Below are 15,141 nucleotides of genomic sequence, written 5' to 3' on the forward strand. Positions count from 1 at the left end.
CCCATGACCGAACCGAGCCCGCAGCGCCGCACTGGAGACAGTTTGAGCACGACGTCCCTGCCGACCGTTCTGGTCGCCAACCGGGGAGAGATCGCCCTGCGCGTGATGCGCACCCTGACCCGTATGGGCATCGGCACGGTGGCGGTGCACACCGACGCCGACGCCGACGCCCCGCACACCCTCGCAGCCGACACCGCCGCCCGGGTCCCCTCCTACCTCGACGCAGCGGCCGTGGTGGCCGCCGCACACGAGACCGGGGCCGGTATGGTCCACCCCGGTTACGGGTTCCTGTCGGAGAACGCCGAGTTCGCGCGTGCGGTCGCCGACGCCGGTCTGGTGTGGATCGGTCCGCCCGCCGAGGCGATCGAGGAGATGGGCGACAAGATCCGGGCCAAGGAGACGGTGGCCGCCGCGGGGGTCCCGGTGCTGGGCGGTTTCACCGAGGACCCCGGTGAACCCCTGACCGGCGAGGAGCTCCTGCGCCGTGCCGAGGAGACCGGGTACCCGCTTCTGCTCAAGCCCTCCGCCGGCGGCGGCGGGAAGGGCATGCGGGCCGTGCACTCCTCCGAGACCCTGCTCGCCGACGCCGCGGCCGCCCGCCGGGAGGCCCGGGCCTCCTTCGGTGACGACACGCTGCTCGTGGAACGCCTCGTGCAGCGGCCACGCCACATCGAGGTGCAGGTGCTCGCCGACACCCACGGCAACGTTCTGCACCTGGGTGAACGCGAGTGCAGCCTGCAACGGCGCCACCAGAAGGTCGTGGAGGAGGCGCCCTCCCCGCTGTTGACCGAGGAGCAGCGCGCCCGGATGGGGCAGGCGGCCGTGGCCGCCGCCAAGGCCTGCGGGTACGTGGGCGCCGGCACCGTCGAGTTCATCGCCGACACCGGCCCGGGCGGCGAGGTGTCCTTCTCCTTCCTGGAGATGAACACCCGCCTGCAGGTCGAGCACCCCGTCACCGAGGAGGTCGTGGCCGTGGACGGCGTACGCGGGGTCGACCTGGTCGAGCTGCAGGTGCGGGTCGCCCGGGGCGAGCCGCTGGCCTTCGGCCAGGATCAGGTGTCGATGCACGGGCACGCGGTGGAGTGCCGGGTCTACGCCGAGGACGCCGATCACGGGTTCCTGCCCAGCGGCGGCCCGGTGCTGTCGCTGGCCGAGCCCCGCGGCGAGGGGACACGCGTGGACTCCGGGATCACGGAGGGCACCGTCGTCACCTCCGACTTCGATCCCATGCTCGCCAAGATCATCACGTGGGGCCCCGACCGCGCTGAGGCGCTGCACCGCATGGACGGCGCCCTGGGTTCCTACCTGCTGTTGGGGTGCGTGACCAACACCGCCTACCTGCGGCGGTTGCTGCGCCATCCACGGGTGGTGGCCGGCGATCTGAGCACCGACCTCATCGAGACCGACCCTCCCGAGGCCGCGCCCGGGCAGGCACCCGAACACGTCCAGGCCGCGGTGGCGTTGGACCTGCAGTTGGACCTGGAACCGGAGGGGGAACCGCCTGCCGACCGGTTCTGCCTGCCCGACGGCTGGCGCATGGGTGGGAGCGCCTGGACCCCGTGGCGGTTGCGGGCACCGCGCCAGGACTCGACCGTGGTGCGGGTGCGGCGCAGCGGCGACGAGTTCGAGGTCGGGGTGGACGGCGGTGAGCCGGTCCCGGCGCGGGCCCGCCGCAGCGCCGACGGCACCCGGTTGACCGTGACCCGTGCCGGACGCACCCGCACCTTCGCACGGGCGGCCGATCCCGAGAGCGCCCACCGCTGGGTGGGCGCCGGCGGTGTCGCCTGGACCCTGCACGAGGAACCGGTCGCTGCGGCGTTGCGAGAGGACGAGTCCGCAGCCGACGGCACCGTTCGCAGCCCCATGCCCGGAACCGTCCTGGACGTGCCGGTCGAGACCGGCCAGGAGGTCACTGCCGGGACCACACTGGCCGTGGTCGAGGCGATGAAGATGGAGCACGCGGTGCCTTCCACCGTCGACGGAACCGTCACAGCCGTGGCGGTCGCCCCCGGCGCCCCGGTGCCCATGGACGCCGTCCTGGTCACCGTCACACCCGATCCCGCCGCCGGCGCCCACGAGGCGTCGGCGGCCCCTACCCCCGCCACCAGCGAGGAGCAGCGTTGAACCGCCACGAACTGTCCACCGAACACGCCGACCTCCGAGCCGCCGTGGAGGAGTTCGCCCGTACCGAGGTCGCCCCTGTCATCGGCGACTTCTACGAGCGTTCGGCCTTCCCCTACGACATCGTCGCCAAGATGGGGCAGATGGGCCTGTTCGGTCTGCCCTTCCCCGAGGAGCACGAGGGCATGGGCGGGGACTACTTCGCGTTGTGCCTGGCCCTGGAAGAGCTCGCCCGGGTCGACTCCTCGGTGGCCATCACCCTGGAGGCCGGGGTGTCGTTGGGCGCGATGCCGATCCACCGGTTCGGGACCGCCGAACAGAAGAAGACCTACCTGCCGGACCTGTGCTCGGGCCGGGCCCTGGGCGCGTTCGGGCTGACCGAGCCCGACGGCGGCTCCGACGCCGGGGCCACCCGCACCACCGCGCGTCTGGAGGGCGGCGAGTGGGTCATCAACGGCACGAAGTCCTTCATCACCAACTCCGGGACCGACGTCACCTCGCTGGTGACGGTGACCGCGGTGACCGGGCAGCGCTCCGACGGGCGGCCGGAGATCTCCTCGATCCTGGTCCCGGCGGGCACCCCCGGGTTCAGCCTCGGCCAGAAGTACTCCAAGGTCGGGTGGAACGCCTCCGACACCAACGAGCTGGTCTTCGAGGACTGCCGCGTGCCCGAGGCCAACCTCTTGGGTGAGCGCGGGCGGGGCTACGCCCAGTTCCTGCGCATCCTGGACGAGGGCCGTATCGCCATCGCCGCACTGTCGGTGGGGTTGGCTCAGGGCTGTGTGGACGAGAGCGTGCGCTATGCCCACGAACGCGAGGCCTTCGGGCACCGCATCGGCCAGTACCAGGCGATCCAGTTCAAGATCGCCGAGATGGAGTCCCGTGCGTACACAGCACGCCTGGCCTACTACGACGCGGCCTCACGGATGTTGGCGGGCGAGCCGTTCAAGAAGGAAGCGGCCATCGCCAAGCTGGTGGCCTCCAACGCCGCCATGGACAACGCCCGGGACGCCACTCAGGTCTTCGGCGGGTACGGGTTCATGACCGATTACCCGGTCGGCCGCTTCTACCGGGACGCGAAGATCCTGGAGATCGGCGAGGGCACCAGCGAGGTGCAGAAGATGCTCATCGCCCGGGAGTTGGACCTGCCCGCGTAGGGTCAGGCGCCCGTACAGCACCGCCTGTACAGCACCGTGCAGGCCGGGGCGGACCGCTGCGCCCGCCCCGGCCTTCGCTGCCCCGCAGCCGGAAGGGGACGGCCCGGGCCGTCCCCTTCCGGCCACTTCCGAGGGGTGACAACAGTGCCCGGCCGGAACAGAATGGAGGCGAAGACCGATCCGGGTCCCTTGCCTCCGAGGACCCGCCACCCTCCGGGGGTTGCCCGCACCCCACCGCTCCCCAGCTGCAGGAGTACCGATGGAAGGCGTCCTGCCGACGATCGCGCTGGTCGTGGTCGTGGCCTCCGTGGGTGCCATCACGATCGCCGCACACTTCCGCAAGGACCGGGGCGGCGAGCTGCGCGCCTGGGCCCGCGACAACGGTTGGGACTACACCGACCGGCACCCGGCGCCCCTGGGCGAGGCCGCGCTGCCCACCGAACCCGGGGTCCGCAGAGCACGCCACCAGCACGTCCTCGACGGGCGGCAGGGTGTGTACCGGGTGACCGCCTTCGAGCACGTGCAGAGCGTTCCGGTCGCCACCGAGCAGGGCGTGGCCCACGTCGAGCACACCCACCGCGTGGTGGCCGTGCGCACACCCGGGGTCGGCACCGACCTGGAGATCCGGCGGCGCCCCCCGCAGCCCGGGACCGCCGACGGGGCCGCACCCTTCGGGGCGGCCTTCCAGACCACCGGTCGCGACTCGGAGTTCGCGCGATCGGTCCTGGACGGGACGCTGACCTCCTGGCTGCTCTCCGACACCAGGTCACGTTCCCTCCCGGTACGGTTCACCGGCGGTTACGTGCTCACCTGGGCACCCATGCGGTTGTCCCCCGACCGCGCCCTCATCGCCGCCGACTACCTCATCGACCTGCTCGAGCACATTCCCCGACAGACCTGGGAACGGTGTACCGGACACTGAGCGGTCCCGGGCACAGCGACGCACGTCCGGTGTCCGAAGGGAGCGATAGGATCCGGCATGCCACGATCCACAAGGAGTACGAGCTGATGAGTGACCCCAACGCGACGCATCGCATCTCCCGTGAGGACCTGTTCCGCGACGACGAGGAGCAGGAAGAGACCCCCGACCCCAACGCCACTGCGCGGATCTCCCGCGCCGACCTGTTCGACGACGGGGACAGCGCCGAGAAGTAGACCCTTCCCCCTCACGAACACGAGAGCGGGGCGCCCACCCGGGAAGGTGGACGCCCCGTGCCCGTACGGGACGGACGGTCAGCGGTGTTCGCGCACCGCCGCCACGATCTCGGCGACCGCTTCGTCGACCGGCACACCGTTGTTCTGCGTCCCGTCACGGTAACGGAAGGACACCGCGCCCTTGGCCACGTCGTCGTCGCCGGCCAGCACCATGAAGGGCACCTTCTGTTTCTGGGCGTTGCGGATCTTCTTCTGCATCCGGTCGTCGCCGGCGTCGACCTCCACCCGGATGCCCTCGGCGCGCAGCTTCGCCCGGACCTCCTGCAGGTAGGGCACGTGCTCGTCCGCGATCGGGATACCCACCGCCTGCACCGGGGCCAGCCACGCCGGGAACGCACCCGCGTAGTGCTCCAGCAGCACTGCGAAGAAGCGCTCGATGGAACCGAACAGGGCACGGTGGATCACCACCGGCCTCCTGCGGCTGCCGTCGGCTGCGGTGTACTCAAGGTCGAAGCGCTCGGGCATGTTGAAGTCGACCTGGATGGTGGACATCTGCCATGTGCGGCCGATGGCGTCCCTGGCCTGCACCGAGACCTTCGGGCCGTAGAAGGCGGCCCCGCCCGGGTCCATGACCAGTTCCAGGCCCTGTTTGTCGGCGGCCTGGCGCAGAACCCGGGTGGACTCCTCCCAGATCTCGTCGCTGCCGACGAACTTCTCCGGGTCCTTGGTGGACAGCTCCAGGTAGAAGTCGTCGAGCCCGTAGTCGCGCAGCAGATCGAGCACGAAGGTGAGCAACGAGTCGAGCTCGTCGGCCATCTGTTCGCGGGTGCAGTAGATGTGGGAGTCGTCCTGGGTGAACCCGCGGGCCCGGGTCAGGCCGTGCACCACGCCCGACTTCTCGTACCGGTACACGGTGCCGAACTCGAACAGGCGCAGCGGCAGCTCACGGTAGGAGCGCCCGCGCGCGTCGAAGATCAGGTGGTGCATCGGGCAGTTCATCGGCTTGAGGTAGTAGTCCTGGCCGCCGTCGAGCTGCATGGGCGGGTACATGCCGTCGGCGTACCAGTCCAGGTGTCCCGACTTCTCGAAGAGCGCGCTCTTGGTGGCGTGGGGGGTGTAGACGAACTCGTATCCCCCCTCCTCGTGCCGCTTGCGGGAGTAGTCCTCCATGACCCGGCGCACGACGCCGCCCTTGGGGTGGAAGACCGCCAGCCCCGAACCGATCTCGTCGGGGACGGAGAACAGGTCGAGCTCGGAGCCGAGTTTGCGGTGGTCGCGCTTCTCGGCCTCCTCCAGGAAGGTCAGGTACTCCTTGAGCGCGTCCTTGTTCTCCCATGCGGTGCCGTAGACCCGCTGGAGCTGGGGGTTGGTCTCCTTGCCCCGCCAGTACGCGGCTGCGGTGCGCATGAGTTTGAAGGCAGGGATGGACTTGGTGGTGGGCACGTGCGGCCCACGGCAGAGGTCCTTCCAGCACAGTTCGCCCGTGCGCGGGTGGACGTTGTCGTAGATGGTCAACCCGCCGGAACCGACCTCGGCCGATGCCCCTTCGGCCGCCTCGGCGGCGCCGCCCTTGAGGCCGATGAGCTCGAGCTTGTAGGGCTCTGTGGCCAGTTCGGCACGGGCGTCCTCGTCGGAGATCTCGCGCCGGTCGAAGCGCTGTCCCTGCTTGAGGATCTGCTGCATCTTCTTCTCGATGGCCTTGAGGTCGGCCGGGGTGAACGGTTCGGCGACGTCGAAGTCGTAGTAGAAGCCGTTCTCGACGGGCGGGCCGATGCCCAGCTTGGCTTCGGGAAACAGCTCCTGGACGGCCTGGGCGAGGACGTGCGCGGTGGAGTGGCGCAGGATCGCACGCCCCTCCTCCGAGTCGATCGCGACGGGCTCGACGGTGTCGCCGTCGGTGAGCTCGTGGGCGAGGTCATGCGGTTCTCCGTTGACCAGGGCCGCGATCACGGTCTTGCCATCGGCTTCCAGCGCCTGCCCTGCGGTAGTCGTGGCCGCCACCGCACGCGGGGTTCCGGCGAGGGTGATGTGCAGCTCAGGCGCGGCGGACACGATAACTCCTAGGGATCCGGAAACTCTGGGAAACGCACGTCTGCCCGGGCCTCGGCGGGGGCCGGACGTGCTCCTTCGATGCTATCGGCTCCGCCACGGGGTGCTGATCGGTTGTCCACGGACATCCCGGCGATCGCATGCGGTCACAGCAGACAAAATGAGACAAAGTGGGATTAGGTCGTCTTGGAAGAGCGTTGATCACGGCCAGAAGATCAGTAACAATCAACAGACGCCGATCTTCCCTTCAGCCGCTGCGACCGGCCACCGGCTTCGACTGAATGTGAGCGCATGTCCTCGAGCCCACCCCATGAGCACCCGCCTCCGGAGAGAACAGCGGTACACCATGTACGCCGCCGCCGCTGGCGGCGGCTGAGGGCCCGGCTCCGGCTCTTCCGCCGACGGATGCACACACACCCGGCTCTGCACCTTCCCTGGCGCGTCCTCGTGGGCACCGTGGGCACTGTCGTGGCCCTGGCCGGGATCGTCTTCCTGGTGACCCCCGGCCCCGGGGTCGCGGCCGTGCTGATGGGTCTGCTCATCCTGAGCACGGAATTCCGGTGGGCGTACCGGCTGTTGCAACCGGCGCGGACGTGGGCCTGGCGCGCCGAGCAGTACGCCGAGCGCCGCAAGGAGGAATTCCTGCGCCGCCGCCGAGAGCGCAAGGCAGCCAAGGACCGGCCCGCCTCCACCCGGAAGAACGGCCCGGGCCCGGACTGAGACCGTCCCGGCCCCACAGGAACACCAACCCGACCGTACACAGAAAAAAGTCGGGCCACCGTCTCGAACGGTGGCCCGACCCCCTGCTTGTGGGCGATACTGGACTCGAACCAGTGACCTCATCGGTGTGAACGATGCGCTCTAGCCAACTGAGCTAATCGCCCGAGCTGCTGCTCCGTCCGCCCTCTCGGTCGGACATGTAAAACTCTAACGCATGTTTCGGGGTGCTCGTTCCATCGGACACCACATGAGAGAACCTCGTGGTGTGATGGAGGTCACTCAAGACTTCACAGGGCGGGTCAAAACCCCACCAGAGGCCCCCGAAGTCCTGGTTGCGAGGCGGTTCACGCTCCAGTAGCGCCCCTCGGCCACCCCCGCGACATGACCATTACGTGACGTGGGACACCCAATATGGGGAAATCTTTGGTTTCCCCTGGTCATTACAGTGACGAAGGATCTGGAGCCGCCCTGCGGCGCACGGGCCCGGACCACGGACCCGTAGGAACCGGTCCCCAACGACCGAAGAAAGTCTCCGTACTCACGTCATGATCCGCGAACGACCGCGTTGGAGCGAGTGAGACGGCACCACCGACCCGCGCCGCACAGCAGGGCCGGACAAGAAGAGGTTTGGCGAACATGAACAGTAGCGACACAACTGCCACCGCCGAGCTGGGTCTGCGGCTCGTCGTCCCCGAGCGCACCTCGGTCCCGCTGGTCGCGCGGCTCGACTACAACGCCGACGACCCCTACGCGATCCGCGTGGCCTTCCACACCGGCGAGGACGAGCCCGTCGAGTGGATCTTCGCCCGTGAACTGCTCACGGTCGGGATCGTGCGCCCCGTCGGTGAAGGGGACGTCCGTGTGTGGCCCTCGAAGGACGACAGCGGAGAACGCAGCGTCAGTATTGCGCTCTCCTCCCCCTTCGGCCAGGCCGAGTTCGACACCCATGTGTCCCCGCTGGCGGAGTTCCTGCACCGTACCTACGAGATCGTTCCCGCCGGCCAGGAGGCCACGTACGTGGACCTGGACGAGGAGATCGAGCGCTACCTGGCCTGAGCCGGAGCGCATCGGAACCACAGCAGGGGGCGGCACTCGCCGCCCCCTGTTTCTGCTCCGGACCACCGCTGTATCTGCTCCGGTCCCGCATTCGGCTCGGGCCCGCCCAGCCACCCGCGCCTGCCCGCGTCGGAGAGCTCCGGCTCGGCACCCTGCGGACGGGGCCCTCGCCGCTGCCCGACGGTCAGGGGTCGCTGTGACGGGCCGCGTACTCGGCGAAGACCTCTCCGGCCTTGCGCGAGATCGGACCGGGCCCGGCCGAGACCCGCCGTCCGTCGATGTGCATGATCGGCTGCACATCGCGCCCGGTGGAGGTCAGGAACGCCTCGGTGATCTCCGGAAGGCGTTCCATCGGCACGTCCTCCTCCTGGGCGCCGTACCACTCCAGGACGAGCTCACGCGTGATCCCCGCCAGGGCGCCCGAGGACAGCGGCGGCGTGACCAAGCGGCCCTCCAGAACCACGAAGACGTTGCTGCCCGTGCCCTCGCACAGGTTCCCGCTCACGTTCGGGAAGACCGCCTCGCTCGCCCCCTGGGCGCGCGCGTAGGCGACGGCGCGCACGTTGTCGGCGTAGGAGGTGGTCTTGAGACCGGCCAGCGCCCCGAACTCGTTGCGCGGCCACGGCGAGATCACCACATCGGAGTGCTCGGGGATGTCCGGGAATTCACTCAGGGCCACGATCACGGTCTGCTCGCCCGGGATGCGGTCCGAGCCCAGCGGCCCGGCGCCGTCGGTCACCGTGATGCGCACACGTGCGTCGTCCAGTTCCGGGTTGGCGGCGATGGCCCGGGCGACCCCGTCGGCGACCAGGTCCAGGTCGGGCTCCGCCATCCCCAGGCCTTCGGCCGAACGTGCCAGGCGCCCGAGGTGGCGGGTCAGAGCGAAGGGACGCCCGCCGGTCGCCCGCACCGTCTCGAAAACCCCGTCGCCCACCGTGATCCCGTGGTCCGTGACGGGCACACGCGCCTCGGCCAGGTCCACAACGGCACCCCGGCCGAAGCCCGCGCCCGCGATCCACACCTTCATTGCACACCCCTCCATCGGTCATCTGCACTGGTCGAAGCAGCCAGGCCTCGATCCTCCCACCCCGACAGGAACGGCCGCCCCAGCAGGGAATCTCCGCGCTACCCGCAGCACCCTTGTCCTGGCAAGGGCTCTGTCCAGCACCGGCCGCAGGCTCCAGTTGTGCCGATCATCCCTACTGGTCAGGGATACGGGAGATGAGGACGGTCCGCCGGGGCCATGTTGTGGGCCGGGCAGGGATAAGTTACGAATGACTATCATCCGGGCAACGCTTACGCGGGGACGGTGGAAACCGACCGGTGCCACCCCTCCACTTCGGGCATCCTCCCTGCGCGACCCGCCCCGCCCGCCCACGGACAGAGCGAAGAGAGACATGACCCCACCGAGCACCACCCGCGGAGAACTGAGCTGGCTGCTGGACGACCTGCTCACCCGCGCACCCGGGACCCAACACGCCGTCGTCCTGTCCACCGACGGCCTCCTCATGGCGACCTCCAGCGGCCTCGACCGTTCCGCGGCCGAGCACCTGTCGGCGATCGCCTCGGGGTTGCACAGCCTCGCCGGCGGAGCCAGCAAGCAGTTCTCCGCCGGCAACATCCGCCAGAGCATCATCGAGATGGACGAGGCCTTCCTGTTCGTCGCGGCGGCCGGCGACGGCGCCTGCATGGCACTGATGTCGGAGTCCGACAGCGACGTGGGTCTGATCGCCTACGAGATGAACAAGGTCATCGAGCGCGTCGGCCAGTACCTGTCCGCCCCGCCCCGACCGGACATGCCCTCCTCCGCACACGTCGAGAACTGACGCGGGCCGACTGCATCCGGGGCGGGCCTCGGTGGGGCCGCCCCGGTCCCGGGAGAGCCCTCCACAACGCCGATTTCGCACTCGGCCCGGGAATCGGCTAGAGTTCCAACAGCAGCGAACGAGGCGCAAGGCCCCGAGCCGGAAGGCCTCGCACTCGCCGCGCGGACGTAGCTCAGCTGGTAGAGCATCACCTTGCCAAGGTGAAAGTCGCGGGTTCGAGTCCCGTCGTCCGCTCGAGATCGGCCGGTCCGAGCCCTCCCCGAGAGGGTGTAAACTGGCCGGGCAGCGGGAGCCCACGAGGTTCCCCGTTACGCGGACGTAGCTCAGCTGGTAGAGCATCACCTTGCCAAGGTGAAAGTCGCGGGTTCGAGTCCCGTCGTCCGCTCGACGAGGCCCGCATGGGGGTCGGCCACCGGTTCCCGGCGTGTTTCGCAGGCCGGAGTGTCCGAGTGGCTTAGGTAAGGGACTGCAAATCCCTGCACACGGGTTCGAATCCCGTCTCCGGCTCCATGCTCCTCATCACCCTCCGAGGAGGGCGGTTAGCTCAGTTGGTTAGAGCGCTACCTTGACACGGTAGAGGTCACAGGTTCGAATCCTGTATCGCCCACCAGCATCACCAAAGGCCGGAGCCGTCGGCTCCGGCCTTTGGTGTGTCCGGGGCCCCACATGGGAGATGTGTGGGAGATCAGCATCGGAACGGGTTCCTCCGGGAGCCCGTTTCCCGTGTCTTCACGGTAGAGCTCTTCCATCCCCGGGGGCCGTGGCGAACAGGCGCCCGCGTTCGGCCGGAGCGCCCAGAGGGTTTCGCTCACCCCTGCGTACACGCTCCTCTTTCGGTGGTCCTCTCCGGCGCGAACCTGCACGAGTGCCCAGACCTGCAACCTCTGGTGCGAGGTACAGCGCCGGTACGTGCCGCCCTGGGCACCGGCGGCGCAAACCGGCCAAGCTCCACGTCGGCAAGGGCTACGACTACGGCCACCTGCGCCGGTGGCTCCGCGAACACAGGAGCGTCCACCGCTTGGCCCGTAAGCGGATACATGGTGTGATCATGAGCGTTCTGTCGGTCCTTCCAGCGGTGGGTTGTCCGGGCAGGTGGCGATCGGTGCTCTGATCTTGTCATCGCCGTCATCGCCCGACAGTTCAGCCGAAGTCTCTTCTCCTCAACCCCAGCAGGCCGCCGGCGGCGAGGAGTGCGGCGACGGCGGTGAGCGAGAGCAGGGTGAACGGACCCACCTCGGTGGATGGGTGGACGTGGGCGAAGGGGGAGACGGCGAAGACGGCTTCGCTGATTTGCTGCGCCTCCCAACCCAGCTCGATGAGCAAAAACACCCCCAGCGCGCCCCAGCCGACGAGCACGGCGAACCTGGGCAGCAGACCGTAGGCGGCCGTGGCCAGAGCGGCCATCACCCACACGGCGGGCAAGGCCGCCATCGTGGAACCGAGAATGCGCGGCAGTTCCCCGGCGACATCGCCGCTCACGAGGCTGTAGGTCGACCCCGCGCTCAGACCGAGAGCGGCCAGCAGCGCGACCGGTCCGAGGGCGGCGATCAACAGGTGGCTCGAGGCCCAACGCAGCCGGGGGGTGGGGCCGCTGAGCAAGGAGTCGGCGTGCCCGCTGGTTTCCTCCGAGCGGAGCCTGAATACGACCATGATGGCGTAGGCCGGGACCAAACTGACGGAGAGGGCGTAGACGATGAGCGACACGAAGGCTTCACCGACGTCGTCGGCGCCCGCGAAGGCGAGGAACTCGCCCCCCGGTTGCGCGTCGCCCAGAAGCTCCGTGGAGATCGGCGCGACCGCTCCCGCCAAGCCACCGATGAGTGCGAAACCGACGGCGCAGGACAGCAGCGTGCTCCTGTGCAGCCGCCATGCCAGGGCGAGCGGGCTGCGCAGTCCCGGAGCGGCCTGTGCCGGTCCGGGCCGTGGCCGCAGGAAGCCGGCCTCCAGGTCGCGCCTCGCGCAGAGCGCGTAGGCCGCGGCGGCCAGCGCGGCGGTGAAGGCCAGGACCAGGGCGAAGACCCACCACTTCTCGTCGGCGAAGGGGCTGGTCAGGCGGGTCCAGTTGAGCGGCGAGAGCCACGCGAGCCATGCGAAGTCGCTCTCTTGACCGGCCGCGTCTCCGGCGATGCGCGGGAGGAAAAGGGCGGTGAAGGCCATCAGGGAGATGCCTCTCGCCGTGCCGGTGTTCTCGCTCATCTGGGCGGCCATGCCCCCGATGGCGGCGCACATCCATCCGGCGCCCGCGAAGGAGAGTCCCAGCACGAGGGAGCCGGCGAGGGGAAGTCCGAAGGCCAGCAGGGCGGTCGTGACAGCGGCGGCCAGGACGAGGTTGGCGCCCAGCACCGCGGCCAAGGCTGCGGTGAGCGGGGCGTTGCGGCCTGCGGTGGTGGAGCTGAGCAGTTCGCGTCTGCCCGATTCCTCCTCGGCGCGGGTGTGGCGGATCACCAGGAGCAGGCTCGGGATCCCGGCGAGGAGCATGCCCATGACACCGACCCGCCACGCGACCAGACTTCCCAGGGTCGAGGCGAAGATGGGTCCGAGCATCCCCAGGGTCGCCGGGTTGCTGTTGCTCTGCTGGGTGAAGGTCTGACGTGCCTCGGCGGTGGGGTAGAGCTCCTGGAAAGCGGTCGTCTGGCCGGCGACGATGAGCACGGGCAGGGCGATGAGGATCGCGAGCAGGATCCGGTCCCGTCTGAGGATCAACCAGATCAGGCTCCCGGTACCGGTGAGAGAGGCCATCAGGCCGTCCCTTCCCGCTGGGGACTCCCGCCGATGGGCGTCTTCCCCGTTCCGTGGTGGCGCGGGAACGGTTCCTCCGTTGAGGGATGTCATCGGACCGTCCCTTCCCGCTGTGCACTCCCGCCGATGGGCGTCTTCTCCGTTTGGTAGTGGCGCAGGAACAGCTCCTCCATGGTCGGGGGTTGGCTGATGAGGCTGCGCAGCCCGAAGGAGGAGAGGTGACGGAACACCCCGTCCAACTCCTCGGTGTCCACCTGGAAACTCACCTTCCTGCCCTCGACGGTGAGGTCGTGGACCCCGGCGAGGCCGCCCAGGCCCGCGACAGGCTCGGCCAGCTCCGCCCGGACGGAGGTACGGGTGAGGTGGCGAAGCTCGGCCAGAGTCCCGCTCTCGACCGTCCTGCCGTCGCGGATGATCGAGACCCGATCGCACAGGGCCTCGACCTCGGCGAGGATGTGGCTGGACAGAAGCACCGTCCTGCCGCGCTCGCTCTCTGCCTTGATGCAGTCGTTGAAGGCGGCTTCCATCAGCGGGTCGAGCCCGGAGGTGGGCTCATCGAGCAGAAGCAGCTCCACATCGGAGGCGAGCGCGGCGACCAGGGCAACCTTCTGGCGGTTGCCCTTGGAGTAGGTGCGCGCTCGCTTTGTGGGGTCGAGTTCGAAGAGCTCGAGAAGTTCTGCCTTCCTCACCGGGTCCAGCCCGCCCCGCAGCCGTCCCAGCAGGTCCACGACTTCCCCTCCGGAGAGGTTGGGCCACAGCGTGACATCGCCCGGGACATAGGCCAGCCGCCGGTGCAGCTCGGTGGCCTGCGACCACGGATCGCCGCCCAACACGCGGGCGGTGCCGGAGTCGTGCCGCAGGAGACCCAGCAGGATTCGCAGCGTGGTCGACTTCCCAGCGCCGTTGGGGCCCAGGAAACCGTGTACCTCGCCCGTGGCCACCGACAGATCCAGCCCGTCGAGCGCACGAGTTCGACCGAAGGACTTGGCCAGGGCCGATACCGATATCGCCTCAGACATCATCAGGTGGAACCTCTTGTGTTGGTTGAGGGGTGCTGCGTGCTGTCTCGCTCGGGTCCGCGGACTGTCCCGTTCGTTGGGGGAGGTCGGTCAGGTCCGCGCGCCAGCTCTCGGCCAGGTCGGTGTCGACGAGTCCTGGCGCCAGCAGGTCGAGGGAGGCCAGGCTGACCCGGGCCACGCCTTCCTCGGAGAACACGTCGGTATCGAGCCCCCGGCCGACGTGGCGGTGCAGCACGGTGACGCCCAGCCGCATGGCGGTGAGCACGACCGCCTGCGCGTGTAGGTCAGTGGCGCCGACGTCGCGTGTTCGCAGGTGGCCCTCGGTCACCGCCACCAGTGCTTCGAAGATGGCGGTGGCAGCGGGCGAATCCTCGACCAGAGCGAGCGCGAGGTAGCGCACCAACCAGGAGGCCTCCTCGCCGATGTGGTGGCCGTCGGGCAGCTCGCCCTTGGTCACACCGCGTTCGGCGATGTCTATGTAGGCAGCGAGGGCGTACGTGTCGCAGGCCTCGCGCAGCCCGTCCTTCGTACCGAAGTGGTGCTGCACAAGGGCCGGCGACACACCCGCCGCAGTCGCGACATCGCGCATGGTGGTCGCGGCGAAGCCACGCTCGGCGAACTGCCGCAAGGCGGCGTTGCGGATACGGGCGCGGCCCGTGAGATCGGAGGAATGGGGTGCAGCAGCCATGGCGTGACTATACACAGGCACAGTTGGCTGTTCAACAGTACAGCGGTCGCCTCGCGTTCTCGCCAAGGGCCCCAGCTCGGCGCTCGCGTATTCGAGTAGTGCCTGTTCGAGACTGAGCTGTCGTTGAATCATCACGGAGAGTCGTGGCCACGGGTGCAGCGGCTCCAGGGACCGCCTGCATCTGAAGTGGTCCGGTCGGGGGATGCCGTACGGGCGCAGAGGCCGCGCAGCTCGCCGGCCAGCGTGAGGGGGCGCCGGGTACCGATGGTGAACCGGGTCCCGCCGCCATAGGCGTAGCGGTCCGGGACCGGGGCGAGCCCGACCGGGGCCGACCTCGGTCGCGGCGAGCGGGGCGTCGGCGTGGCGGTCAGGGCGGGGTATGGACAGGCGCACCGGCCGACCTTGTGGTCGGGCCGGGCGGACGATGTCGGCCTCGGGGAGAACCCGGTGGAGGGTCACGAGCAGCAGCACGTCGGCCTCACGGGCGCACTCCTCAAGACACAGCCGGAGACGGCCAGGCCCGGGGACCTGGAGAACAGGCGCTCGAGTTCGACCGGAGGCTCATGCGCGGGAGGTCCGACCACACCTGTCCAAGGCACGGTCCCGGCCGC

Annotated in this window: 12 protein-coding genes, 5 tRNA genes and 1 pseudogene; 12 read left to right on the forward strand and 6 right to left on the reverse strand. The window is 69.3% G+C overall.

Going from position 1 to position 15,141, the window contains the following annotated elements:
* The first annotated feature begins 3 nt into the window (after positions 1-3).
* The 4 genes from D456_RS0111915 to D456_RS27090 all read left to right on the forward strand — a co-directional run bounded on the left by D456_RS0111915 (position 4) and on the right by D456_RS27090 (position 4,433).
* On the forward strand, positions 4-2,124 hold the full coding sequence (locus D456_RS0111915) for an ATP-binding protein (protein ID WP_026115789.1): 2,121 nt from the start codon (positions 4-6) through the stop codon (positions 2,122-2,124).
* Positions 2,121-3,278 carry an acyl-CoA dehydrogenase family protein gene (locus tag D456_RS0111920; protein ID WP_017576413.1) on the forward strand — a complete coding sequence of 386 codons (1,158 nt, stop codon included), beginning with the start codon at positions 2,121-2,123 and terminating at the stop codon, positions 3,276-3,278. The genes D456_RS0111915 and D456_RS0111920 overlap by 4 nt, the downstream gene beginning before the upstream one ends.
* Before the next feature lie 259 nt (positions 3,279-3,537).
* Positions 3,538-4,200, forward strand: a complete 663-nt coding sequence (locus tag D456_RS0111925; RefSeq protein WP_017576414.1) for a hypothetical protein — start codon at positions 3,538-3,540, stop codon at positions 4,198-4,200.
* A gap of 86 nt (positions 4,201-4,286) precedes the next feature.
* A complete protein-coding gene (locus D456_RS27090; RefSeq protein WP_017576415.1) occupies positions 4,287-4,433 on the forward strand; it encodes a hypothetical protein in 147 nt (48 codons plus the stop codon).
* A gap of 78 nt (positions 4,434-4,511) precedes the next feature.
* Here the strand turns inward: D456_RS27090 and thrS are convergent, their stop codons facing one another.
* Positions 4,512-6,485, reverse strand: a complete 1,974-nt coding sequence (gene thrS / locus D456_RS0111935) for a threonine--tRNA ligase (protein ID WP_017576416.1) — start codon at positions 6,483-6,485, stop codon at positions 4,512-4,514.
* Between the two features lie 402 nt (positions 6,486-6,887).
* On the opposite strand from thrS, the gene D456_RS0111940 reads away from it, so the two are divergent.
* A complete protein-coding gene (locus tag D456_RS0111940) occupies positions 6,888-7,202 on the forward strand; it encodes a PGPGW domain-containing protein (RefSeq protein WP_017576417.1) in 315 nt (104 codons plus the stop codon).
* Between the two features lie 90 nt (positions 7,203-7,292).
* Here the strand turns inward: D456_RS0111940 and D456_RS0111945 are convergent.
* A tRNA-Val gene (locus D456_RS0111945) sits at positions 7,293-7,366 on the reverse strand.
* 472 nt (positions 7,367-7,838) lie between these two features.
* Between D456_RS0111945 and D456_RS0111950 the strand changes: the two genes are divergently transcribed.
* Positions 7,839-8,258, forward strand: coding sequence for an SsgA family sporulation/cell division regulator (locus D456_RS0111950; RefSeq protein ID WP_017576418.1), 420 nt, complete (start codon positions 7,839-7,841; stop codon positions 8,256-8,258).
* A 184-nt stretch (positions 8,259-8,442) separates the two neighbouring features.
* On the opposite strand, the gene D456_RS0111955 is transcribed toward D456_RS0111950, so the two are convergent.
* Positions 8,443-9,285 carry an aminotransferase class IV gene (locus D456_RS0111955; protein WP_017576419.1) on the reverse strand — a complete coding sequence of 281 codons (843 nt, stop codon included), beginning with the start codon at positions 9,283-9,285 and terminating at the stop codon, positions 8,443-8,445.
* Positions 9,286-9,655: 370 nt separating this feature from the next.
* On the opposite strand from D456_RS0111955, the gene D456_RS0111960 reads away from it, so the two are divergent.
* The 6 genes and pseudogenes from D456_RS0111960 to D456_RS27475 all read left to right on the forward strand — a co-directional run.
* Positions 9,656-10,084 carry a roadblock/LC7 domain-containing protein gene (locus tag D456_RS0111960; protein ID WP_017576420.1) on the forward strand — a complete coding sequence of 143 codons (429 nt, stop codon included), beginning with the start codon at positions 9,656-9,658 and terminating at the stop codon, positions 10,082-10,084.
* Positions 10,085-10,245: 161 nt separating this feature from the next.
* Positions 10,246-10,318: transfer RNA gene (locus tag D456_RS0111965), tRNA-Gly, on the forward strand.
* A 78-nt stretch (positions 10,319-10,396) separates the two neighbouring features.
* Positions 10,397-10,469: transfer RNA gene (locus D456_RS0111970), tRNA-Gly, on the forward strand.
* 50 nt (positions 10,470-10,519) lie between these two features.
* Positions 10,520-10,594: transfer RNA gene (locus D456_RS0111975), tRNA-Cys, on the forward strand.
* Between the two features lie 23 nt (positions 10,595-10,617).
* Positions 10,618-10,694: transfer RNA gene (locus D456_RS0111980), tRNA-Val, on the forward strand.
* A 217-nt stretch (positions 10,695-10,911) separates the two neighbouring features.
* Positions 10,912-11,114 (forward strand): annotated as a pseudogene (locus D456_RS27475) (IS5/IS1182 family transposase); the annotation flags it as partial.
* Between the two features lie 110 nt (positions 11,115-11,224).
* On the opposite strand, the gene D456_RS0111985 reads toward D456_RS27475, so the two are convergent.
* From D456_RS0111985 to D456_RS27765, 3 genes are all read right to left on the reverse strand, one after another.
* Entirely contained in the window at positions 11,225-12,823 is a 1,599-nt protein-coding gene (locus tag D456_RS0111985) for an ABC transporter permease (protein WP_017576421.1), read from the reverse strand.
* An 89-nt stretch (positions 12,824-12,912) separates the two neighbouring features.
* Positions 12,913-13,842, reverse strand: coding sequence for an ABC transporter ATP-binding protein (locus tag D456_RS0111990; RefSeq protein ID WP_026115790.1), 930 nt, complete (start codon positions 13,840-13,842; stop codon positions 12,913-12,915).
* Positions 13,835-14,530, reverse strand: coding sequence for a TetR/AcrR family transcriptional regulator (locus tag D456_RS27765; protein WP_017576423.1), 696 nt, complete (start codon positions 14,528-14,530; stop codon positions 13,835-13,837). The genes D456_RS0111990 and D456_RS27765 overlap by 8 nt, the downstream gene beginning before the upstream one ends.
* Between the last annotated feature and the right edge of the window lie 611 nt (positions 14,531-15,141).

This window comes from Nocardiopsis kunsanensis DSM 44524 (genome assembly GCF_000340965.1).
Taxonomy (GTDB): Bacteria; Actinomycetota; Actinomycetes; order Streptosporangiales; family Streptosporangiaceae; genus Nocardiopsis; species Nocardiopsis kunsanensis.